Genomic DNA, 22660 nt, shown 5'->3' with positions numbered 1-22660 from the left:
GGCGCCGCCAGGCATGACCACGGGCGATGTGATCGAGAACTTAAGCTTCCGGTAACTACAGCGCCCCCGTTCACGCAAAAGTAGGGTTAGGTTTTAAGGTTAAGTGTCATTTAAGAAATCAATGGCAAGGTCTTCCCATCGGTAACTCGCGCGAGCTGCGTCCCTGCCTGCGCAAAAACGAAGGAACCCTGCCATGGGCAGCCTTAAAACCCTTGCGCTTGCCGGCGTCATGGCTCTGGGCGTTTCCGCCGTCGCCAAAGCTGCCGATTTCCCGGTCGCGGCTCCGCCGCCTCCGCCCCCTGCGCCGGAACTGCGCGGCTCGGTCGGCGGCGGCTGGTATCTGCGCGGCGATATCGGCGTCGGTTCGCAGGGCTATGACGAGCTCGATGTGAAGCTGAACAATGCCCCGGTCATCCAGACGGCGGGCGTCACCTCGTTCAGCACGATCAGCCCCGATCGCAGCTTCGCCGCCTTCGCCGGCGTCGGCATCGGCTACCAGTTCAACAACTGGTTCCGCATGGATCTGACCGGCGAATATCGCGGCGCATCCTTCACCGGCCGCGACCAGCTCTCTTACAATTTCGGCATCCCGATCAATCAGACCAACAATTACCGCGCGGATGTCGCGACCTTCGTCGGCCTGGTCAACGGCTACATCGATCTCGGCACCTGGAACTGCCTGACGCCTTATCTCGGCGCCGGCATCGGTTTCGCCAATCACAGCGTCAACGGGCTGACCGACAACGGCATCAATCAGGCGGTAGGCTCGCCGTTCGCCAACGTCTCCTATGCCTATGGCGACACGGGCAGCAAGACCAACTTCGCCTGGGCGCTGATGGCCGGCGTCGCCTATGACGTGACCTCCAGCCTGAAGCTCGATATCGGCTACCGCTACCTGAACATGGGCGATGGCCCGACCATCGGGCTCGCCGGCGCCAATGGCCTGCTGGTCAACCCGAGCTCCTCGGTCCGCTTCAAGCAGATCGACAGCCACGACATCCGCATCGGCATGCGCTGGAACTTCAACGATCCGAACTGCTGCGGCCCGAAGGAGCAGCCGATCTACGCGCCGGCGCCCCACGTCGTCCGCAAGTTCTGATCGGCAAGCACCGATCCAGCTCGACAGCTGACCAGAAGACTGCGCGAACCCGGTTCGCGCAGTCTTTTCGTTTACGGGGGAGGCTGGCCGGCACGGCTGCTGCGCTGTTGCCCGGGCTGTCCGGCGGCGGGCTCAGGAGGCGAGTCGCCCTCGCAATGCCGCCGCGACGCCCTCCAGCTCCTGAGCCGGCGGCTGGGTCGGCAGCGTGAAGGCCTCGACGCCTTGCTCCAGATAGACTGCCGAGGTGATGTCGTGCCGGTGATGCATCGGCACGAGATGGGCGTGGGCGTGGTTCACATGGATGCCGGTGTAGAGCATCGCGACCCGCTCGACCGGGTAGAGCGCCTTCATCTCGCGGGCGAGGCGCTGCGACAGCGCCATGATCTTGCCAGCCAATGCGGGCGGAAGCTCCTCGAACCAGGGATAATGGGCGCGCGGGATCACCAGCGTGTGGCCCGGCCGGATCGGATGGATGTCGAGAAAGGCGAGGACATCCTCGTCCTCATGCACGGCGTGGCAGGCGATCTCGCCGCTTGCGATCCGGCAGAACAGGCAATCATTGGGCATCCCGGCCTCCAGCACACCATCCGGCGAGCAGGTCTGCTGGCCGGGACGAGCCCATGATTGACATACTCCCCTAGAGTATTCTAGGCCTAGAGAATGAAATGCCATGCCGCATAGTCCGGAAGAGAAAAAGCGTGCGATCGCACGCCTGCGCCGGATCAGGGGGCAGGCGGAGGCGCTGGAGCGCGCCGTCGAGGCCGGCACGGATTGCAGCACATTGCTGCAGCAGATCGCGGCGCTGCGCGGCGCGGCCAACGGGCTGATGGCGGAAGTGCTCGAAGGCCATCTGCGCGAGACCTTCGGCCATGCGAGGGGAGACCCGCCGGGTGGCGAGGGCGCTGCCGGATTCGACGCCGAAGCCGAGATCGACGGCATCATCAGGACATTGCGCACCTATCTGAAATAGGCGCGCCGGGACCAGTTCAAGGAGGACATCAAGATGAAGACACGCGCCGCCGTCGCCTGGGAGGCCGGAAAGCCGCTGACCATCGAGACCATCGAGATTGGCGGCCCGAAGGCCGGTGAGGTGCTGGTCGAGGTGATGGCGACCGGCATCTGCCATACCGACGCCTACACGCTGTCCGGCCTCGATTCCGAGGGCAAGTTCCCGGCGATCCTCGGCCATGAGGGCGCCGGCATCGTGCGCGAGGTCGGCGCGGGCGTCACCACGCTGAAGCCGGGCGATCATGTCATCCCGCTCTACACGCCCGAATGCCGCAGCTGTAAGTCCTGCCTGTCGCGCCGGACCAATCTTTGCACCTCGATCCGCGCGACGCAGGGCCAGGGCCTGATGCCCGACGGCACCTCGCGCTTCTCCTGCGATGGCGGCGAGGTCTTCCACTATATGGGCTGCTCGACCTTCGCGAACTTCACCGTTCTGCCCGAGATCGCGCTGGCCAAGGTCCGCGAGGACGCGCCCTTCGACAAGATCTGCTATATCGGCTGCGGCGTGACGACCGGCATCGGTGCGGTGATCTACACCGCCAAGGTCTGGCCCGGCGCCAATGTCGTGGTCTTCGGGCTCGGCGGAATCGGCCTCAACGTGATCCAGGGTGCCCGCATGGTCGGGGCCGACAAGATCATCGGCGTCGACATCAACCCAGCCAAGCGCGCCATGGCCGAGAAGTTCGGCATGACCGACTTCGTCAATCCGCGCGAGATCGGCAACGACAAGGTGGTGCAGGCGATCGTAGACCTGACCGGCGGCGGCGCCGACTTCTCCTTCGACGCGACCGGCAACACCGATGTGATGCGCCAGGCGCTCGAGTGCTGCCATCGCGGCTGGGGCGAGTCGATCATCATCGGTGTCGCCGAGGCCGGCAAGGAGATTGCCACCCGGCCGTTCCAGCTGGTCACCGGCCGGGTCTGGAAGGGCACCGCCTTCGGCGGCGCGCGCGGGCGCACCGACGTGCCGAAGATCGTCGACTGGTACATGGAGGGCAAGATCAACATCGACGACCTGATCACCCACAAGCTGAGCCTGGACGAGATCAACCACGGCTTCGACCTGATGCATGAGGGCAAGTCGATCCGCTCGGTGGTGGTCTACTGAGCGGCCGTCTTTTGGCCCCATCCATCCCGCACTGAACCTCGGCGCATTCCCGGCACGCTTCGGGCGGCGCCGATCCGGCATCCATTGCGGGCTTTGCCCCGGCCATGGATGCCGGTGCCATTCTGCGCGCCGGCCGGGACGACGATCGAACACCCGTCGAACGCCGCAGCGAAAGGGAACGTCAGATGGAACTCGTCTCCTCCTCGAAAGCCTTCGGCGGCCAGCAGCGCGTCTATCGCCATGACAGCTCGGCCTGCGCCTGCCCGATGAATTTCGCGGTCTTCCTGCCGCCGCAGGCGGAGGTGGGGCCGGTTCCCGTGCTCTGGTATCTCTCCGGACTGACCTGCACGCATCAGAACGCGATGGACAAGGGCGAGTATCGGGCCGCGGCTGCCGCCAATGGCGTCGCCATCATCTGCCCCGACACCTCGCCGCGCGGCGAGGGGGTGCCGGACGAGCCGGAGAACTGGCAGTTCGGCTCGGGCGCCGGCTTCTATCTCGACGCGACGCAGGCGCCCTATGCGACGAACTACCGGATGGAGAGCTATATCCGGGACGAGCTGCCCGCGCTCGTCGCCCGCGAATTGCCGCTCGACATGTCCCGCCAGGGCATTTTCGGCCATTCCATGGGCGGGCATGGCGCGATCACGCTGGCGCTGAAGAATCCCGGGCGCTACGCCTCGGTCTCGGCCTTCGCGCCGATCACCCAGCCTTCGACCGCCGGCTGGTCCCGCCCGGCTTTCGAAAAGTATCTCGGGCCCGACGAGGCGGCCTGGCGCGCCTATGACGCGACCCTGCTGATCGCCGATGGGCATCGCGTCCCCGACCTGCTCGTCGACCAGGGGACCGCCGACGGCTTCCTGCAGGAGGGGCTGCGGCCGCAACTGCTGGAGCTTGCCTGCACCACGGCCGGTATCCCGCTGACGCTGACGATGCGGGAGGGCTACGACCACTCCTACAACTTCGTTTCGACTTTCATGGCCCAGCACATCGCCTGGCACGCCGAGCGGCTGATCCCGGCCTGAGGAACGCCGCCCCCGCTGCGGCGTTGAGGCTAGCAGCATGCTGTTGCAGCATCGAAGCGGGGAATGGTCATGGCATCGGCGCTCTCCACCGGCAGCGACAAGCGCTCCCTGTTCACGCGCCTTTCCCAGGCGACGGCGCATTGGGCCGGCAAGCCGCAGACCTTCGTCATCGCTCTGGCCATCATCGTCATCTGGGCGGGCTCGGGGCCGTTCTTCGGCTTCAACGACACTTGGCAGCTCGTCATCAATACCTCGACGACGATCGTCACCTTCCTGATGGTCTTCATCATCCAGAACAGCCAGAACCGCGACACCGCCGCGATGCAGATCAAACTCGACGAGCTGATCGCCAAGGTCGAGGGGGCGCGCGAGGAGTTGCTCGATCTCGAGGAGCTCGACGAGGACAAGATCGAGGCGATCCGCGGGGAGTTCGAGGAGATTGCCCGCAGGGCGCGCTCCAAGCGTGGCTAGGGCTTCCGCGTTCCGGTGCAGCGCGCAAACCCTCGGGGAGCATGGCCCATCGATCCCGATGGCATCGCATGACGTCGATGAGCCCAGACTGCAGAGCTCTGGGTCGCCGAAGACGGCCTCTAGAAACCCTTCTTGCTGCGGGAGCTGATTGCCAGTTTCTCGACCAGTTCATCAGTGATGGGTTTTCTCACTGAGAACGTAACTCCGGTCTTGGTTGCCTTGAGTTTCAAGGAGGCGATCTCGTCGGCATGGACGGCAATTGCGCTCGGGTCGACATAGAGACCGCATTGTTTGCTGAAGGCGGCATAACCCGCGATGATCGTTCCTTGGATCTGGTAACCAGGCATATCGTATTTCATGGTTTCTTCGGCGTCCGGCAGCGCCCGCGACAGCCCTGCACGCAGGCGACTCAGCACGGGACGAAACTGCGCCGGTGCCGCGGCGATGTAGGCATCATGGTCGTTGATTTTCGACATGGTGACACAGTGCCTTTCGGCATGCCCGTAAGCAACGAATGGGCGAAGGCTCTTGATGCCGCGCTTGCGGCCTGTCCCCGACGACCAACCGCCGCAGAGAAGCAGGCAGCGCTATCCTGCCAGCACGAAATCGAAGCGGCCGAGCTGGCCGCCTTCGGCCGGTCGCAGCTTCATCAGCAGCCTTGAATCGAACAGGCCGTCGCGGCGATTGCCGGGCTCGTCGGGGAAATAGAGCTGTGTCGTCAGCACCGGGCTCTGCGCGCCGCCGCGCAGCTTGACGTGAAGATGGCGGGTGCGGCCGGGGTAGAGCCCGGGCGCCCGGGTGATGAACTGGTAGCGGCCCTGCGCATCGGCGAAGAGATGGCCGCGGAAGCGGAAGCCGCGGTTATCGTACTGGCCGGAGGGGTCGGCCTGCCAGAAATCGAGCAGCGCGCCCGGGATCGGGCGGCATTGCCGCGTCAGCACGAAGCCGCTGAGGACGAGCAGCTCTCCGGCCCCATCCTCGCGCAGATCGGAACGTTGCGGCGATGACGGCGTGAAATAGGGCCCCTCGGTCTGGCGCGGCGTCGCAGCGGCCTGCGCATCGCAAGCTGGCGTCGCCGGGAGCTCGACGCCCTGCGCCACGGCCTCCTCAGGCAGGCCGAGGCTGGCGAAGCCGGCGGCCGACAGGCTCGCGATGATGAGGTCGCGGCGGCTCGGTGCATCGGTCATGGCTGGCTCTTCCCTCGCTCTCGTCAGCTTCGTTCTTGCGCTCATTCTTGCAATGCGGCTTCCGGCGGATTTCGGGCAGGAGGCCCGGGCTCGCCGAACCGTGATGCGTGGCGCCGACAAGCTCCTGTCCACCACGCGGGTCGGGCCCCGGACCCGAGCGCTGGCGGCGGCTGCGGTTTTTCGGCACAGTCGCGCCAAGGGGAATCGGCCGGCAAGGCGTCCCGTTCGAGACAAGATCAAGGGGACGGCATGCCGACCGATATCGAGATCGCCCGTGCGGCGAAGCTGCAGCCGATCGGTGCGATCGCCGCCAAGGCCGGCATTCCCGATGCGGCGCTGCAGCCCTATGGCAAGTACATCGCCAAGGTCGACACCAGCGCCATCGGCGACTTCGCCTCGCGGCCGGACGGCAAGCTGATCCTCGTCACCGCGATCAGCCCGACGCCCGCCGGCGAGGGCAAGACCACCACCACGGTCGGCCTCGGCGACGGGCTGTCGCGGCTCGGCAAGCGCACCATGATCGCGCTGCGCGAGCCTTCGCTCGGTCCCTGCTTCGGCCAGAAGGGTGGCGCGGCCGGCGGCGGTCATGCCCAGGTCGTGCCGATGGAGCAGATCAACCTGCATTTCACCGGCGATTTCCATGCCATCACCAGCGCGCACAACCTGCTCGCGGCCATGCTCGACAACCACATCTACTGGAGCAACGAGCTCGGCTTCGACGCCCGCCACGTCGCCTGGCGGCGTGTCATGGACATGAACGACCGGGCGCTGCGCAGCCTCGTCTCCTCGCTCGGCGGGGCGAGCAACGGTTTTCCGCGCGAGGATGGCTTCGATATCACGGTGGCCTCCGAGGTGATGGCGATCTTCTGCCTCGCCACCGATCTCGCCGATCTCGAGGCCCGGCTCGGGCGCATCGTCGTCGGCCGCCGGCGTGACAAGAGCCCGATCACCGCCGCCGACCTCAAGGCACCGGGCGCGATGACCGTGCTGCTCAAGGATGCGCTGATGCCGAACCTGGTGCAGACGCTCGAGGGTACACCGGCCTTCGTCCATGGCGGCCCCTTCGCCAACATCGCCCATGGCTGCAATTCGGTGATCGCGACACGCGCCGCCCTCAAGCTCGCCGACTATGTGGTGACCGAGGCCGGCTTCGGGGCCGATCTCGGCGCCGAGAAGTTCTTCGACATCAAATGCCGCAAGGCCGGGCTGAAGCCCGATGTCGCCGTGGTGGTCGCGACCGTGCGGGCGCTGAAGATGCATGGCGGCGTCGCCCGCGACGCGCTTTCGGCCGAGAACCTGCCGGCGCTCGAGGCGGGTCTTTCGAACCTGGCGCGCCATGTCGAGAACCTCCGCAAGTTCGGCGTGCCGCCGATCGTTGCGATCAATCACTTCACTTCGGACACCGCTGCCGAGCACGCGCTGATCCAGAACTTCTGCCGCAACCATCTCGGCGTCGAGGCGGTGATCTGCCAGCACTGGGAGCGGGGTGGGGCCGGTACGGAAGAGCTCGCCGCCAAGGTGGCGACGCTGGTCGAGAGCGGTGAAGCGGATTTCGCGCCGCTCTATCCCGAGGCGCTGCCGCTGCGCGAGAAGCTGGAGAAGGTGGCGCGCGAAATCTACGGCGCTGCCGGCATCTCGGCCGATGCCAGGGTGAGCGCGCGCTTTGCCGAGCTCGAAGCCGCCGGCCATGGCGACCTGCCGATCTGCGTGGCGAAGACGCAGTATTCCTTCTCCGCCGACCCGACGCTGCGCGGTGCGCCGTCGGGCCATGTCGTGCCGGTGCGCGAGCTCAGGCTGGCGGCGGGCGCCGGCTTCGTGGTCGCGATCTGCGGGGACATCATGACCATGCCGGGGCTGCCGCGGCAGCCGGCGGCCGAGCGCATCCATATCGACGCGAACGGGCAGATCGAAGGGCTGTTCTAGCTGCTCGGGCTGCCGCGGGTGCCGCTGCGTAAATAAAGCGTAAACCATATCGCCGCATGGTCGTTATCGCCCTCCGATCCCCGGGCGGCGAGGCTGGAGATGGCTATCCATGCGTGTGCTCAATGCCTGGCGCAGCTGCGGCCTGCAGGCCCGCGTGCTCGTGCTGGTGCTAGCCACGCTGATCGGGATAGCGGTGCCGGCTTCCGGCATCTTCCTCTGGATCGTCAACGGCACGGTGGTGAAGCTCGGCACGCTCTTCGCCGAGAAACAGATCCTGTTCGATCGCTATCGCGGGCTGGAAGCGCTGATGCGCGAGGTCTCGCTGGCCGAGACGGTGGCCCGCGCGCCGGTCATCGTCGAATGGGCACAGGACGAGCTCGATCCGGAGAAGGCGAGGCGTGGCCTCGCCGAACTCGAGCACTACCGGCTTTCCTTCACCGACCGCAGCTATTTCGCGGTCGTCGACAAGAGCGGCAGCTACTACTTCAACGACAAGGACAACAGCTACGAGCATAACCGGCTGCGCTACGTGGTCTCGCCGGATGCGCCGCAGGACGCCTGGTACTTCAAGACGCGCGGGCTCGGCAAAGGCTGCCATCTCAACGTCAACCGCGACGAAACGCTCGGCGTCACCAAGGTCTGGATCAACTGCATCATCCAGAAGGACGGCAAGGTGCTGGGGCTGATCGGCACTGGCGTCGATCTCACCCAGTTCATCAAGGAGGTCGTCGAGTTCCCGCAGACGGGCGTGCAGAGCATGTTCGTCGACCTGCAGGGAGCAGTTCAGGCGCATCGCGACCCGCGCGTTGTCGACTTCCATAGTCTGACCAAGGACATCTCGGCGAAGAAGACGATCTTCAACCTGCTTGACCGCGATACCGACCGCGAGGCGCTGGCCGGGATGATGAAGCAGGTCGCGCGCGGTGATACGCTCGTGCTCTCGCGCTTCATGCAGATGGAGGGGCGCGAGGTGCTCGTCGGCGTCGGCTTCCTCGACCGGCTGGGCTGGTTCAACGTCACGGTGATGGATGTCGACGCGATCATCGACCGCAAGCTGTTCATGCCGCTTGCGGGCCTGATAGCCGCGATCCTGCTTGCCGCCGCGACGCTGATGACCCTGTTGTTCAAGCGCAAGGTGCTCGACCGACTCGCCTGGGTCGAGCAGGGGGTGGCGCGGCTGCGCGGCGGCGATTTCAAGGCGACGGCGCGCGAGGACGGCCATGACGAGATCGCCCGCCTCGCCCACGCCTTCAACGAGATGGCGCAGGCGGTCGGCGACAATACCGGGCGGCTCGAGGCGATGGTGCGCGAGCGCACCGAGCAGCTGGAACGCTTGGCGCAGTACGACCCGCTGACCTCGATCCTGAACCGGCGCGGCTTCGACCATGCCTTCGCGCGCGAGCAGAACCGGGCGCGGCGCGAGGGCAAGCCCTGCGGCCTGCTGATCGTCGATCTCGATCGCTTCAAGCGCGTCAACGACGAGCACGGCCACCAGGGCGGCGATGAGGTGCTGGTCGCCTGCGTGCAGCGGATGTCGTCGGTGTTGCGCAACTACGATGCCTGCGCGCGCTGGGGCGGCGACGAGTTCATCCTTTTGATCAGCGGCTGCGATGGGCCAGCTCTGTCTGCGATCGCGGCCAAGCTCGGGGCGAATCTGCGCGATGCGCCGGTGCCCCTCGCCGATGGCCGGATGGTCGCGGTGACCGCCAGCATCGGCGCGGTGCTGGTCGGCGAGGATGAGAGCCTTTCCGACGCGACCGCGCGGGCGGATGCGGCGCTCTACGAGGCCAAGCGCAACGGCCGCGACGGGTTCGTGCTGCACAAGTCGCCGCTGCGGGCGGCATAGCCGCAGCTCTAGGCCTCAGTCCCTTCAGTCGAAGGCGAGCTGCACCTTCATCGCCTTCGATTTGTCGGCGGCAAGATCGAAGGCCTCGACGGCACGCGCGATCGGGATCGAGGCGGTGAGCAGCGGCGAGAGGTCGATCCGGCCCGAGCCGATCAGCGCCACCGCCCAGTCGAATTCCTCATGGAAGCGGAAGGAACCGCGCAGGTCGAACTCCTTGGCGACGACGACGTTCATCGGCAGGGTGAAATTGCCGCCGACGCCGATCTGGACGATGACGCCGCCGGGGCGGACGACGTCGAAGGCGCCGGTCAGCGCGTGCTGGTTGCCGGAGGCCTCGAACATCACGTCGAAGCTGCCCTTGTCGGCGCTGTAATCGGCCTTGAGCCGGTCCGGCTCGGCCATGACGTTGATCGCGGTGGTGGCGCCCATCTTGAGAGCGATCGGGAGCGGCCCGTCGACCACGTCGGTGACGACGATCTCGCTGGCGCCGGCGGCGCGGGCGGCGACGACGGTGAGGACGCCGATCGGCCCCGAACCGGTGACCAGCACCCGCTTGCCGAGCAGCGGGCCGGCGCGCTTGGCCGCATGCAGGCAGACCGCGAGCGGCTCGGCGAAGGCCGCCTGTGCCGCGCCGATATGGGCGGGCAGCTTCACCGCCTGGCGCTCCTCGATGACGAGCTCTTCGCGAAAACCGCCCTGGACATGGGGAAAGCGCATGGCGCTGCCATAGAACAGCATGTCGAGGCAGTGCTGCTGCTGCCCGGCCTGGCAATAGCGGCAGCGCCCGCAGGAGCGGCTCGGATTGACGGCGACGAGATCGCCGGGCGCAACGCGCGAAACCTCGGCGCCGACCGCCTCGACGATGCCGGCGATCTCGTGGCCGAGGATCATCGGCTCGCGCACCCGGATCGTGCCGAAGCCGCCATGGAGGTAGTAGTGCAGGTCCGAGCCGCAGATGCCGCCGGCCTTGATCCGCACGCGCACATCGAGCGGGCCGAGCTCGGGGGTGACGGTCTCCTCGACACGGAGATCCTTCTCGGCATGGATGACGACGGCGCGCATGGAAACTCTCCCTGGAGGACCAGCGGCTATGCGGTCCCGGCGATTGTCTAATCGTTTTAAAACGCTTACCCAAGCCGGGACGAGGTGCCAAGCCACGAGACCGGGAGGATAGGATGTCGCTCAATCTGTTCAAGCTCGATGGGCGTATCGCCCTCGTCACCGGCTCCGGCCAGGGCATCGGCCTCGCCATGGCGGAAGGCCTCGCGGCAGCCGGGGCGCATGTCGTGCTGAACGGGCGTGACAAGGCCAAGCTCGAAGCCGCGCAGGGCGCGATTGCCGCCGCCGGGCACAAGGTCTCGATCGCCCCATTCGACGTCACCGACCAGAAGGCGGTGGAGGCCGGCGTCGCCGCGATCGAGGCCGAGATCGGCCCGATCGACATCCTGATCAACAATGCCGGCACGCAGAAGCGCGGCGCCTTCGTCGACTTCCCGGCTGAGGACTGGCATTTCCTCGTCGCCACCAATCTGCATTCGGTGTTCTACGTCACCCAGGCGGTGGCGAAGCGCATGGCGCCGCGCAATCGCGGCAAGATCGTCAGCATCGGCTCGGTGATGAGCAAGCTCGGCCGGCCGACCATCGTGCCCTATACCGCGACCAAGGGCGCTGTCGCGCTGATGACGCAGGGTCTCGCTGCCGAGCTCGGCAAGCACAACATCCAGGTCAACGCGATCGGCCCCGGCTACATCGTCACCGAGCTCAACAAGGCGCTGATCGCCGACGAGACCTTTTCGAACTGGGTCAAGAGCCGCACGCCGGTCGGGCGCTGGGGCGAAACCAAGGAGCTGATCGGCGCGGCGATCTTCCTGTCCTCGGAAGCCTCCGACTATGTCAGCGGCCATCTGCTGATGGTCGATGGTGGCCTGACCAGCGTGGTCTGACGACGCCGCGGCGCCGTCAGCGCCTCGCGGCCACATAGGGCACGAGCTCGGTCAACGCCGAAATGGTGAGATCGGCGGGCTCGCCGAGCTGCTCGGGCTGCATGCGCAGCGCCTTGAACATCGCGGCCGGGCCGATCTCGCGGCTTACGAGTTCGGCGCGCAGCGCGGCCTGCGTGATCCGCTCGATGCGGGCGACGGTGAGGCCATAGGCCTTGGCGCCGGCAATGTCGAAGCCGTTGGAGGAGACGAACAGGATCTCCTCGCGCGAGAGGCCGAGCCTGTCCTCGACGAGGCGGTAGCCGCGCGGGTCGGGCTTGTAGACTCTGATCTCGTCGACGCTGATCACCGTTTCCAGCAGGCCGTCGATCCCAGCGTGCCTGGTGAGGTTCGCCAGCATGGACGGGCTGCCATTGGAGAAGATGGCGAGCCGTGTCGGTGCGAGGCCTTTCAAGGCGTCGAGCGCTTCCGGATAGAGGGCGAGCGCGTCATAGGCGGCGGCGATACGGGCGAGAAGCTCGGGGGGCGCTTCGAGCCCGAGCGTCCGCAGCGTGAAGTCGAGCGAGGCCCGGGTGACGCTCCAGAAATCCTCGTAGCGGCCCATCAGCGAGCGCAGCCAGGTGTATTCGAGCTGCTTCAGCCGCCAGATCTGGGTGATCGTGCCGCCATGGCCGGGGAAGGCGGTGTCGGTGACACCGGCGACCGACTGGACGTCGAAGAGCGTACCATAGGCATCGAAGACGACGGCCTTGATCGGCATAGTGTTTCCTTCCGTTACCCTGTCTTGTCATCCCGGGCGACCGCAGGGAGACCCGGGATCCATGCCTGAACCGTTCCGGAATGGATCCCGGCTCTGCACCGCTTCGCGGCTTGGCCGGGATGACTAGCTTCTGGATGATAGCGCTCGCCTTGGCCGCGCGGAGCGTGATATCCGCACAAGCACCTTTTCGCAGATGCACAGGTTGCCAAGATGTCCAGCCGCCCCGTCATGCTGATGATCCTCGATGGCTGGGGCTGGCGCGACGACGCGAACAACAATGCCGTCCTTCTGGCGAAGACGCCGAATTTCGACCGGTTCTGGAGCTCCTCGCCACACGCCTACCTGCGCACCAGCGGGCTCGATGTCGGCCTGCCCGAGGGGCAGATGGGCAATTCCGAAGTCGGCCATCTCAATCTCGGCGCCGGCCGTGTCGTGATGCAGGACCTGCCGCGCATCAACCAGGCGATCACGGACGGCAGCCTGAAGCAGGCGCTGGAAGCCAGCGGCCTGATCGCCAAGCTGAAGGCGAGCGGCGGCACCTGCCATCTCGTCGGCCTGGTCTCGCCGGGCGGCGTGCACGCCCATCAGGACCATGCGGTGGCGCTGGCGAGGCTGCTGGCAGAGGCCAGTGTTCCGGCCGTGATCCATGTCTTCACGGATGGCCGCGATACGCCGCCGCGCTCGGCCGGCGACTATGTCGCGGCGCTCGAGGCGGCCCTGCCGGCGCAGGTCAAGATCGCGACCCTGTCCGGCCGCTATTACGCGATGGACCGCGATAATCGCTGGGAGCGGGTCGAGCTCGCCTGGAAGGCGATGGCGCTCGGCGAGGGCGAGCAGATGCCGACCGCAGCCTCGGCGATCGAGGCTGCCTATGCCGCCAATGTCAGCGACGAGTTCATCAAGCCGGCGGTGATCGCGGGCTTTGGCGGCATGAAGGACGGTGACGGGCTGCTCAGCTTCAATTTCCGGGCCGACCGCATCCGCGAGATCCTGGCGCCGCTGCTCTTCGCCGAGTTCAGCGGCTTCCCGCGGCCCAAGGCGCCGAAACTCGTGGCCGCCGTCGGCATGACCTCCTACAGCTCCGAACTCGATCCGCTGATGCCGGCGCTGTTTTCGCCGCAGAGCCTGGCGAACGGGCTCGGCGAGACGGTGGCTGCGGCCGGGCTGAAGCAGATCCGCTTCGCCGAGACCGAGAAGTACCCGCACGTCACCTATTTCTTCAATGGCGGGCGCGAGGAACCTTATGAAGGCGAGGCGCGCAGCATGACGCCGTCGCCGAAGGTCGCGACCTATGACCTCCAGCCGGAGATGTCGGCACCGGAGCTGACGGAGAAGGTGGTCGCCGCGGTCGAGAGCGGGACATACGACCTGTTCGTGCTGAACTTCGCCAATCCCGACATGGTCGGCCATACCGGCGTGCTGGCGGCGGCGATCAAGGCGGTCGAGACGGTCGATGCTGGCCTGGGCAAGATCGCGGACGCGATCCTCACCAAGGGCGGCGCGCTCTTCGTGACGGCTGATCACGGCAATGCCGAGCTGATGGTCGATCCGGTGACCGGCAATCCGCACACCGCGCACACCACCTTCCCGGTCCCGGCAATGGTGATCGGCAGTGGGGCGAAGGCGCTGGCCGAAGGCCGCCTCGCCGATGTCGCGCCGACGCTGCTCGCCTTGCTCGGGCTGAAGCAGCCGGCCGAGATGACGGGCGCCTCGCTGCTGCGCTGACGCCGGCTGGTCCTTCTGGCGGGATCAGCCTGCTGCGACTGTTGCGCCGCTCTGGGTAAAGAACGAGCCCTGCGCGGCGAGGGCGCGGCTCGCAGCACGCATCGATTCCGCCTCTCCGCGTCCGATCTCGTCGAAACGGTCCGCGAGCTCGTCTAGGGCCTGTACGGCTCTGCCGGGTTGCTGCGCCGCATTGGCGACGCGCGCCAGAGCCAGCCGGATAGTGTGCGCCGTCGTTGGCGCGAGATCGGTTTCCGCCAGCATAGCGCGCAGGCGCAGCACCGCCATGCCGACTGCGAAGACCGCAATGCCGCCGTCCTCCTGGGTGCTCGCCCGCTCGCCCGCCTGCTGCGATAGGCGCACCAGCCGCAGCAGCCGGTGATTGAGCCGGGCCCGCCAGGTCGCGGCGCGCAGCGCCGCCTCGGGCGCGCTGCAGTGATCCTGCAACTCCTTCAGCATCATGCCGGCGAGTACCTGCAGGCGCTGGCGCGCATCGGTGGGGAAGATGGTGCGGAAGGCGATCAGGGTCAGGAACGGCGCCGACACCACCGCGAGCGCGGTGAAGACGGTGCTCGCCAGATCTCCCTTCAGCGGCAGAGCTGGCTGGGAGAGCAGCAACAGGGCCATGCAGTAGTCGATCGAGCCCAGCATCGTCCGCCGGTGCGCCATCGGCAGCGCGCCGATCATGATGAAAGGCATCAGCATCAGGACGAGCTCAAGCTCGCTCGTCGCGTGCGGCCAGACCAGCCAGCGGCAGGCGAGAGCGGCAAGGGCGCCGCAGGCCTGTCCGACCAGCACCTTGCGCATGATCAGCGCCGGATTCTCCCAGGTCGAGAACAGCGTCACCATCACCGAGGTGCCGAGCAGCAGCAGGGCGCCGGCCTGCCAGCCGGTGACCACCCAGATCGTGCCCAGGCCGAGCATGATGCCGCCGGCGCGCAGGGCCGCCTGGCGGGCGCCGACCCAGTCGCGATGCAGGATGACCGGGTGCTCGATGCGGGCCGGCCGAATTTCGCCGTCGCTGACGCCGACCCGCTCCTTCGCGGCGGCTTCGAGGCGCAGGATCGCATCCTGCAGGGGCGGATGTTCAGCCGAGAGATCGGCGGCACGTTCGAGCAGGGTTAGAACCTCGGCGACCGGTGCTGCGGCTTCCAGCGCGTCGGCCGCCTGTTCGAGCAGTTCCTGCACTGGTGCGGCGCGCAGCGTTTCCGGCGCCGCCCTGAGCCAGACCAGTGTCGAGACCAGGGCGGAGATCAGGCTGCGAATGCTGCGGGCCGAGCGCCGCGAGCGGAGCGAGCCGGCGCCGTGCGGCTCCAGCGCCTCGTCGAGCAGGGCGAGCTGCCGCAGGATCTGCCGCTGCTCCTCGGCGCCGGGTTTCGTCCCCGAGAGCAGGGTCGCAAGCTGGCGCAGCACGCGGATGGCCAGTTGCCGCGCTTCGCCGGCGACGGCGTCCTCGCCCTCCTTCGGCGCGAAGAGAAGGCCGACGATGAGGGCCGTCACGATCCCGGTCAGCACGGTCAGCAGCCGGTCCGCTGCCAGAAGGAGGATATGGTCGGGGCGGCCGACATCGAGCAGCACCACCATTGCCGCCGAAAAACCAGCGATGAGGGCGCCATAGGAGACGAAGCCGCGCAGCAGATTGCCTGCGAAGGCGCAGAACCCGACCCAGAGCGCCAGCCCGAGCATGACCGGCAGCGGCTGGCCACCGGAGAGCAGCATCAGGAGGACACCGACCGCGGTGCCGGCGAGCGTGCCGACGCCGCGGAAGAAGGCCTTCTCCACCAGCATGTTGCGAGCCGGCTGGGCCGAGGCGAAGACGGTCATCGCCGACCATTGCGGGTGCTCCAGCCCGAGCGCCCAGGCGGCCAGCAGCGCGAGGCAGGCGGCGAAGCAGGTGCGCAGCGTGAAGCCGAGGCGCCCGGTATCGAAACCGAGCCTGGTGAGGGCGGGAAGGGCGTTCATGGCATGCGGCACTGCATCAGGCTTGCCGCGAGAGCGGCGGAATCCGCTCCCAGCTTTCCACCACCGCAGCAGCTTTGTCACCGCGCGTGGCGGGCGCCGCCAATACACATTGCCGCGTGGCGGGCTCAGAAGCTGTAGGCCACCTTCAGCTTCAGCAGGTGCTGGCTGAAATTGGTGATGTCGAGATTGCCGGGCTGGCCCTTGGCCTTGCCGGCGAGCTGGACATTGTAGGCCGCGGAGATCGCGAGCGCCTTCGTCGCCTGCCAATAGACGCCGGGTCCGGCGAACGTGGCGTAGCCGACATTGTCACCAAGGCCGAGCGCGTCCTGGCGGCGCTGATGGCGGAGTTCCGCGCTGAGATAGATCCCGTCGACAACCTGCCAGGAGAGCGAGCCGGCGAGCGTCAGGGTCGACGAGCGCCGATAGGGGTTCGGGCCGGTCCAGGTCAGGTCCTGGGAGAGGTTGAGGGCGGCATAGAGCTTGCCCCGGATGAGGGCCGTGTCGGCGAACAGGCGCAGGCCGGTGTTGTAGGTGGTGAAAGGGCCGGCGCCGCTCGGGTCGGTGCGGTTGAAGCTGGGATCGACGATCACGGTGAGGCCGATGCCGTTGCGATCGCGGCCGAGCAGGCGGTACTTCATCTCGAGGCCGGCGCCGAGGCTGCGCGTATCGGCTTTCGCGCCGGCGATGGTCGCGTCGGTGTAGCCGCCGAGCAGGTAAGGGCCGATCTCGACGCAAGGGACGAGGCCGTAGGAGCCCTGCAATTGCAGGCCATGCGCCGCCTGGCGGCCATCGCGGACACCGAAGCCGCCGCCATAGCTCAGGCTGACGCCGAAGGAGCCGGGATCGACGACCTCCGAGCCCGTGGTGAAGCCGAAGGCATCGATCGGGATGCTGTCGCTCTCGGTGCAGGCCGAGGGCGGCGGCGCGGCCGGCGCCGTCCTGCCGGCGGGCAGGTCCGCGGCGAGAGCGGGTACAAAAGCTGCAGATGCGGCAAGGGCGAGGAGAGCGAGCCGGAGCGGCATGCGACGGGCGCTTTCGAACGGGAACGAGCTGTCAGTCGCGTCAGCATGCGCCCACGCATTCGCTGCCGCGAGAGGCCGGCCGGGGCGAACGCTGCATTGCGCCGGATTGTTGCCGCCGGGCAACATCGAACGGGAGGGGGCGGGCGCGTCGCCGCCCGTGTTCAGGCGGCAGGTGCCAGCGCCTGCAATCGCGCGAAGGCGACCGGCGCGATTTCCGCCAGCTCAGCGACTGATTTCCAGGCGGCGGCATGGACCTCCTCCTCCTGCGCGACCAGCGGCAAGGCGGGGTCGGCGAGGAAGAGATATTGCAGGTCGTGATGGATATGGGCGGGCTCGCCGCGCGAGGGCTTGCCGGGCACCTCGTGGCTGTCGATGGCGAAGGGCAGGTCCCCGCCCTGATGCCAGGGATGGAGAACAAGCCCGGCGACGCCAGTCTCCTCCACAGCCTCGCGCGCCGCCGATTCGTGGAAGCGCGGCGCCGGCTCGTAGTGCCCGCCGGGCTGGAGCCAGCGGCCGATCACGACATGGTCGATCAGCAGGATGCGGGCATGATCCGGCGAGAGCACGAAGGCGCTGGTGGTGACGTGCCCGGGAAAGGTGTCGCGTTCGGCGAGGGCGTGGCGCTCGCCGATCTGCCAGCGCAACAGGGCGAGATGCTCGCGCGGGCCGGCGACCTCGGCGCGATAGCGCGTCACCAGCGGCTCGAGACGGCCGAGGAAGTCGAGATCGGTCATCGGAAAGCTCAGGGCAGTTGCAGGCGATAGCGCTCGAAGCCGCCATTCTTGGCGCCGTCATAGCCGACGATGACATCGAGCCGGCCGCCGCGCTGCCCGAGGATCGTCACTGCTTCCGCCTTGAGGCCGGCGCGCTCGGGCAGGTCGCCCAGCAGCCTGGTCCCGTCGGGCTTGATCGGGTCGACCAGCAGGAGGGAGTAGGGCAGGGCCTGCTCGGCCGCTGGCCCGACCAGGGCCAGCAGGCGCCCGTCAGGCAGGGCGGCGAGATCGCGGATGCCGCGGTCGCGCTCGGCGGGAATGGTGACCACCGTGGGGACGACCGTCGCCGGCGCATTGCCGGGGGCGAACAGGGCATCGACCGGCGCGCCGACCAGGAAGGCTTTTCCGGCAAGCGAGGGCGCGCGCAGGCCGGCCCACAGGATCGGGCCGGTGACGGCGACGCCTTCGAGATTCATGCCGTTCTCGTCGTTCAGCGCCCTGCCGAAATAGGGCGCGGCATCGCCGGCCTGGCGCAGCATGTCGCTCAGCCGGTAGGTCAGCTCGATCTTGCCGGATGGCGTGCCGGCTTCGTCGACCTTGAGGCGAGCGAGATGGAAGGCCGACAGCCGGAACTCGCCCTTGTTGCGCGAGCAGCCATGGGAGCCGGCGACATAGAAGGCGCCGGCCGAGAAGGTGACGGCCTCGCCATCCAGCTCGGCGAAGGGGCCAGCTTCCTTGCAGATGCCGCTCGGTGGGGTTCCCAGCGTCGAATCGGAGGCCTTGTCGCCGATCAGCGGCACGGTCGCGCCCGGCGTGACGCGGTTCTCGGCGATCTGGGCGAATTGCGCGAAGGAGCCTTCGTCATTGATCACGAGGCAGCGCAGCGTCCCGGTCGCGGACGGCATGCAGGCAAGGCCACTGAGATCCACCGCCGTCTTGCCAGGCTTCTTGCCGGAGAAGTCGCCATCGGCCCGCAGGCGCTGTTCGGGCTTAAGCGTGATGGCTGCAGCGACGGCGGGACAGAGCAGCGTCGAGGCGAACAGGAGGGAAAGCAGGCGTGACGACATGGGGTGTCCAAGCGGCGGCGGAGAATCAGGCAAGCATATCAGCGAGCCCGGAAATGGCTCGCCCGCAGCCTCGCGGATTGCAAGGCTGCGGGCCAGTCTAGGCGGGAAGGTGCGCTGGAGCGAGCGGCTCGGCGCAGATCCGACCATTATCGCAAAGCTCGCCCGCGTTCGGGAACGGGATCTAGCGGCGCCTGCCGGCCCATTCTTCGTAGAGCCCGGCCTCGCCTTGCGGCCGCAAGGGGCGCAAAGGCAGCGATTGGGCCTGCGGCTCCCGGGCCATCTCGGCATAGATCTTGGCGGTGGAGAGGCCGAAATCCTCGCCGTCCTCGTTCGAATAGGCGAAGAAGGCCGCCTTGACCCCGGTCATGTGCATGGCGGCGAGGCACATCGGGCAGGGATGGCCGCTGGCATAGATGGTGGCGCCATCGAGCCGGGGCGAGCCGAGCGCAGCGCTCGCCTGCCGGATGGCCTCGAGCTCGGCATGGGTGGTCGGGTCGTTGGTCTCGTGGATGCGGTTGACCGCGCGGGCCACGACGACGCCGTCGCGGACGAGGACGGCGCCGAAGGGGCGCCCGCCCTGCAGGGCATTGTCGCGGGCGAGGGCGACCGCCTCGCGCATGAAGTCTTCGTCGGACATTGGCTGCTCCCGCCGTTCGGGGACCGGCGGGCGCCGCATCGGCGACGCCCGCCGGAGGATCAGCCGAGTTTGGCGTAAGCGGGGACGGTCAGGAAGTCCTCGAATTCCGGGGCGAGCGAGAGCTTGGAAAACAGCTCGATCGCCTCCGGGAAGCGGCCCTTGTCATAGGTTTCCGCGCCTAGTTCGCCCCTGACCCGTTCCATTTCCTCGGGCATGCAGCGCTTGAACAGCTCGGCGCTGACCTTGGTACCGCCGTCGACCTCGACGCCGTACTGGACGAACTGCCAGATCTGGGCGCGGCTGATCTCGGCGGTCGCGGCGTCCTCCATCATGTTGTAGATCGGCACGGCGCCGCGGCCGCGCAGCCAGGCCTCGAGATACTGCACGCCGACGCGGATGTTCTCGCGGAAGCCGGCCTCGGTGCGGGTGCCCTCATGCACTTCCAGCAGGTCCGCGCGGCCGACGTTGACGTCCTCGCGCTTCTTGTCGAGCTGGTTCGGCTGCGGCATCAGCCGGTCGAACACCTCCATCGCCACCGGGACGAGGTCGGGATGGGCGACCCAGGTGCCGTCATGGCCGTCGCCGGCCTCGCGCTCCTTGTCGGCCTTGACCTTGGCGAAGGCGGCGGCATTGGCCTCCGGATTGTTCTTGACCGGGATCTGGGCGGCCATGCCGCCCATGGCGAAGGCGCCGCGGCGATGGCAGGTCTTGATCAGCAGCAGCGAATAGGCGCGCAGGAAGGCCTTGGTCATCACCACCTGCGAGCGGTCGGGCAGGACGAAGGCCTTGTTGCGGGCGAGCTTCTTGATGAAGGAGAAGATGTAGTCCCAGCGGCCGCAATTGAGGCCGGCCATGTGCTCGCGCAGCTCGTAGATGATCTCGTCCATCTCGAAGGCGGATGGCAGGGTCTCGATCAGCACGGTCGCCTTGATCGTGCCGGCCTTCAGGCCGAGCGCGTTCTGGGCGGCGACGAAAACGTCGTTCCACAGGCGCGCCTCGAGATGGCTCTCGAGCTTGGGCAGGTAGAAATAGGGGCCCGAGCCCTGGGCCAGGGACGCCTTGGCGTTGTGGAAGACATAGAGGCCGAAATCGACCAGCGCGCCCGAGGCGATCTCGCCGTCGATCTCGATGTGCCGCTCAGGCAGATGCCAGCCGCGCGGCCGGATGATGAGGACGGCGGGCTTGTCCTTGAGCTTGTAGGCCTTGCCGGTGGTGGCGTCGGTGAAGTCGATCTTGCCGGCCCAGCGGTCCTTCAGATTGATCTGGCCTTCGACCATATTGGCCCAGACCGGCGAGGAGGCGTCCTCAAAATCGGCCATGAAGACCTTGGCGCCGGAGTTCAGCGCGTTGACGATCATCTTGCGGTCGACCGGGCCGGTGATCTCGACGCGACGGTCCTGCAGGTCGGGGGGGATGGCTGCGACCTTCCAGTCGCCCTCGCGGATATGCTTGGTCTCGGCCAGGAAATCCGGGGTCTCGCCGGTGTCGAAACGCTTCTGGCGCTCGGCCCGCACGGCCATCAGGCGCTTGCGCGTCTCGTTGAAACGGCGCTGCAGATCGGCGACGAAGGCGAGCGCGTCATGGCTCAGGACCTCGTCATAGCGCGCGGCGAGGGCGCCCTTGACGACGACGCCCTTGGGCAGTGAGAGGCTGGGCGCGGGGTTGGACATGGCAGGCTCCTTCAGGCGTTCGAACGCTTACGGGAGCATTATGCGCCGGATTATTTTATCCAGAAGTGCAGGAAATTGCCGAGGACCTTTTCCGGAATGAACAAGATGGGCCGCCGCCCGCTGGACGGCGACCCGGTCTGGCGCGCCTGACGGATCAGAACCGGTAGGTGACGCCGGTGCCGAAGATCCAGGGGTCGATCTTGGCCTTGCCGGTGATCACACCATTATTCACCTTCACCTTGGGCTCAAGGAAGATCTTCTTCACGTCGAAATTGATGCCCCAGTGCCGGTCGATCATGATGTCGACGCCGGCCTGCAGGGCGAAGCCGAACGAATCCTTGAGGTCGAAGCTGTTGAAGCCGCCCTTGGCCTTCTCATCGAAGAAGACGGTGTAGTTGATGCCGGCGCCGACATAGGGCTTGAAGGCCCCGATCGGGTCGAAATGGTACTGCAGGGTCAAGGTCGGCGGCAGCAGCCAGGCGGAGCCGATGCGGGCGCCCGCGAGAGAGCCCGCGCCCTTCACGTTATGCGGGGTGACGCCGAGGATGAGCTCGACCGCGATGTTGCGGGTGAAGAAGTAGGTGATGTCGAGCTCGGGCACGACCGAGGTCGAGATCTCGACATCGCCGCCGACGATCGGCACGCCGCCGGCCCGCAGGCTGGCCGATTCCTGCGGCATCACGACGAGCGCGCGGCCGCGGATCATCCAGGGGCTCCAGGGATCGATCGCGGTCATCGAGGGCGCGGCCTTGCGCGAAGGCAGGTCGGAGGCGGCGGCGCCGAGTGTCGTCGCGCCCAGGAGCGCAGCTGCGAGCGAGGCGAGGGCGATACGAGACGTCATCGGAAGGGATCCTGCACGGTGGGGCCGCTTGAGGCGGTGCAGATCGGTTCGACCATGCAGGTGGGCGCCTGATCTTTGACCTCTGTCAAAGATCAGGGCCGGGACGGCGGAACCGGGAAGAGCGTGGCATTTTCGTGACAATGCCGTCGCGAAAACCGCTCTGGCGGCGACATGGCTTCGGGGCATGGCCGGCCCGGACGTCGGCGCGACGAGATGAAGGATCCCAGAATGACCGCCACCCGCCTCGGACTTCTCGTCGCCACACTCGTCGCCGGGCTGGCCGCAGGTCCGGCCCTTGCCCAGAATCGCTGCGCCGTGACCGATCCGACCGGCACGCCCCTCAACATCCGCGAGACGCCGAATGGCGACATCATCGGCCGCGTCACCAATGGCGTCGGCGTCCGGGTGGTGAATTCCAGCTTCGACGAGCGCGGCCGGCCCTGGGTGCTGATCCGCCCGCGCGGCACGAGCCAGGTCGTCGGCTGGGTCTATCGCGAGTTTGTTTCCTGCTATTGAGGCCGCGGCAAACTCTACTCCGGCGGCCGTCCGTCGCGACCTTCTGCGCTTCCGGTGCTCACGGACTAATGTCCGCTGCGCTCCGGTTCTCGAAGATCAGGACGGCCCGACTCACCGGAGCGCGTTTTCCGCTGGCCTCAAGG

The 22660-nt window shown here is 67.2% G+C and carries 22 protein-coding genes; 10 read left to right on the top strand and 12 right to left on the bottom strand.

Annotation, left to right across the window (positions count from 1 at the left end; all coding sequences use genetic code 11):
• Window positions 1-193 precede the first annotated feature (193 nt).
• Complete coding sequence (locus tag RKE40_RS07610; protein WP_316017633.1) at window positions 194-1099, top strand: outer membrane protein; 906 nt, start codon at window positions 194-196, stop codon at window positions 1097-1099.
• 132 nt (window positions 1100-1231) lie between these two features.
• Here the strand turns inward: RKE40_RS07610 and RKE40_RS07605 are convergent, their stop codons facing one another.
• On the bottom strand, window positions 1232-1666 hold the full coding sequence (locus RKE40_RS07605) for an HIT family protein (protein ID WP_316017632.1): 435 nt from the start codon (window positions 1664-1666) through the stop codon (window positions 1232-1234).
• A 103-nt stretch (window positions 1667-1769) separates the two neighbouring features.
• Between RKE40_RS07605 and RKE40_RS07600 the strand changes: the two genes are divergently transcribed.
• The 4 genes from RKE40_RS07600 (at window position 1770) to RKE40_RS07585 (ending at window position 4711) form a co-directional block, all read left to right on the top strand.
• Window positions 1770-2069, top strand: coding sequence for a metal-sensing transcriptional repressor (locus RKE40_RS07600; protein WP_316017631.1), 300 nt, complete (start codon window positions 1770-1772; stop codon window positions 2067-2069).
• Window positions 2070-2102: 33 nt separating this feature from the next.
• Window positions 2103-3215: an S-(hydroxymethyl)glutathione dehydrogenase/class III alcohol dehydrogenase gene (locus RKE40_RS07595; RefSeq protein WP_316017630.1), complete on the top strand. Its 1113-nt coding sequence runs from the start codon at window positions 2103-2105 to the stop codon at window positions 3213-3215.
• Window positions 3216-3400: 185 nt separating this feature from the next.
• Window positions 3401-4240: an S-formylglutathione hydrolase gene (gene fghA, locus RKE40_RS07590; protein WP_316017629.1), complete on the top strand. Its 840-nt coding sequence runs from the start codon at window positions 3401-3403 to the stop codon at window positions 4238-4240.
• 63 nt (window positions 4241-4303) lie between these two features.
• Window positions 4304-4711 carry a low affinity iron permease family protein gene (locus RKE40_RS07585; RefSeq protein WP_316017628.1) on the top strand — a complete coding sequence of 136 codons (408 nt, stop codon included), beginning with the start codon at window positions 4304-4306 and terminating at the stop codon, window positions 4709-4711.
• A gap of 119 nt (window positions 4712-4830) precedes the next feature.
• Here RKE40_RS07585 and RKE40_RS07580 read toward each other — a convergent pair whose 3' ends face one another.
• Together RKE40_RS07580 and RKE40_RS07575 are read right to left on the bottom strand one after the other, a co-directional pair.
• The gene (locus tag RKE40_RS07580; protein ID WP_316017627.1) at window positions 4831-5187 is read right to left on the bottom strand and encodes an iron chaperone; all 357 of its coding nucleotides are present in this window, start codon (window positions 5185-5187) and stop codon (window positions 4831-4833) included.
• A gap of 111 nt (window positions 5188-5298) precedes the next feature.
• Entirely contained in the window at window positions 5299-5898 is a 600-nt protein-coding gene (locus RKE40_RS07575) for a dioxygenase family protein (protein ID WP_316017626.1), read from the bottom strand.
• Between the two features lie 249 nt (window positions 5899-6147).
• Between RKE40_RS07575 and RKE40_RS07570 the strand changes: the two genes are divergently transcribed.
• Together RKE40_RS07570 and RKE40_RS07565 are read left to right on the top strand one after the other, a co-directional pair.
• Complete coding sequence (locus RKE40_RS07570; protein WP_316017625.1) at window positions 6148-7821, top strand: formate--tetrahydrofolate ligase; 1674 nt, start codon at window positions 6148-6150, stop codon at window positions 7819-7821.
• A 109-nt stretch (window positions 7822-7930) separates the two neighbouring features.
• On the top strand, window positions 7931-9667 hold the full coding sequence (locus RKE40_RS07565; RefSeq protein WP_316017624.1) for a sensor domain-containing diguanylate cyclase: 1737 nt from the start codon (window positions 7931-7933) through the stop codon (window positions 9665-9667).
• A 24-nt stretch (window positions 9668-9691) separates the two neighbouring features.
• On the opposite strand, the gene RKE40_RS07560 is transcribed toward RKE40_RS07565, so the two are convergent.
• Window positions 9692-10729: an L-idonate 5-dehydrogenase gene (locus RKE40_RS07560; protein WP_316017623.1), complete on the bottom strand. Its 1038-nt coding sequence runs from the start codon at window positions 10727-10729 to the stop codon at window positions 9692-9694.
• A gap of 113 nt (window positions 10730-10842) precedes the next feature.
• On the opposite strand from RKE40_RS07560, the gene RKE40_RS07555 reads away from it, so the two are divergent.
• Window positions 10843-11610, top strand: a complete 768-nt coding sequence (locus RKE40_RS07555) for an SDR family oxidoreductase (RefSeq protein ID WP_316017622.1) — start codon at window positions 10843-10845, stop codon at window positions 11608-11610.
• A 16-nt stretch (window positions 11611-11626) separates the two neighbouring features.
• Here the strand turns inward: RKE40_RS07555 and RKE40_RS07550 are convergent, their stop codons facing one another.
• Window positions 11627-12367, bottom strand: coding sequence for a haloacid dehalogenase type II (locus RKE40_RS07550; RefSeq protein ID WP_316017621.1), 741 nt, complete (start codon window positions 12365-12367; stop codon window positions 11627-11629).
• A gap of 210 nt (window positions 12368-12577) precedes the next feature.
• Here RKE40_RS07550 and gpmI point away from each other — a divergent pair, with 210 nt between their 5' ends.
• Window positions 12578-14092: a 2,3-bisphosphoglycerate-independent phosphoglycerate mutase gene (gpmI, locus tag RKE40_RS07545; protein ID WP_316017620.1), complete on the top strand. Its 1515-nt coding sequence runs from the start codon at window positions 12578-12580 to the stop codon at window positions 14090-14092.
• A gap of 24 nt (window positions 14093-14116) precedes the next feature.
• On the opposite strand, the gene RKE40_RS07540 is transcribed toward gpmI, so the two are convergent.
• From RKE40_RS07540 to RKE40_RS07510, 7 genes are all read right to left on the bottom strand, one after another.
• Window positions 14117-16051 carry an FUSC family protein gene (locus RKE40_RS07540; protein ID WP_316017619.1) on the bottom strand — a complete coding sequence of 645 codons (1935 nt, stop codon included), beginning with the start codon at window positions 16049-16051 and terminating at the stop codon, window positions 14117-14119.
• Window positions 16052-16176: 125 nt separating this feature from the next.
• Complete coding sequence (locus RKE40_RS07535; RefSeq protein WP_316017618.1) at window positions 16177-17073, bottom strand: hypothetical protein; 897 nt, start codon at window positions 17071-17073, stop codon at window positions 16177-16179.
• 161 nt (window positions 17074-17234) lie between these two features.
• Window positions 17235-17807: an NUDIX hydrolase gene (locus RKE40_RS07530; RefSeq protein WP_316017617.1), complete on the bottom strand. Its 573-nt coding sequence runs from the start codon at window positions 17805-17807 to the stop codon at window positions 17235-17237.
• Between the two features lie 8 nt (window positions 17808-17815).
• Window positions 17816-18853, bottom strand: a complete 1038-nt coding sequence (locus RKE40_RS07525; RefSeq protein ID WP_316017616.1) for a DUF3616 domain-containing protein — start codon at window positions 18851-18853, stop codon at window positions 17816-17818.
• Between the two features lie 181 nt (window positions 18854-19034).
• The gene (locus RKE40_RS07520) at window positions 19035-19490 is read right to left on the bottom strand and encodes a nucleoside deaminase (RefSeq protein ID WP_316017615.1); all 456 of its coding nucleotides are present in this window, start codon (window positions 19488-19490) and stop codon (window positions 19035-19037) included.
• A gap of 59 nt (window positions 19491-19549) precedes the next feature.
• Entirely contained in the window at window positions 19550-21160 is a 1611-nt protein-coding gene (aceB, locus tag RKE40_RS07515; RefSeq protein ID WP_316017614.1) for a malate synthase A, read from the bottom strand.
• Between the two features lie 154 nt (window positions 21161-21314).
• The gene (locus tag RKE40_RS07510; protein WP_316017613.1) at window positions 21315-22001 is read right to left on the bottom strand and encodes an OmpW/AlkL family protein; all 687 of its coding nucleotides are present in this window, start codon (window positions 21999-22001) and stop codon (window positions 21315-21317) included.
• Between the two features lie 228 nt (window positions 22002-22229).
• On the opposite strand from RKE40_RS07510, the gene RKE40_RS07505 reads away from it, so the two are divergent.
• Complete coding sequence (locus RKE40_RS07505; RefSeq protein WP_316017612.1) at window positions 22230-22517, top strand: SH3 domain-containing protein; 288 nt, start codon at window positions 22230-22232, stop codon at window positions 22515-22517.
• Window positions 22518-22660: the final 143 nt, after the last annotated feature.

Source organism: Allobosea rubneri, assembly GCF_032464875.1.
In the GTDB taxonomy this organism is placed as follows: domain Bacteria; phylum Pseudomonadota; class Alphaproteobacteria; order Rhizobiales; family Beijerinckiaceae; genus Allobosea; species Allobosea rubneri.
Note: the sequence above shows the minus strand (reverse complement) of the source record. Positions and strands in the feature narration are given on the sequence as shown.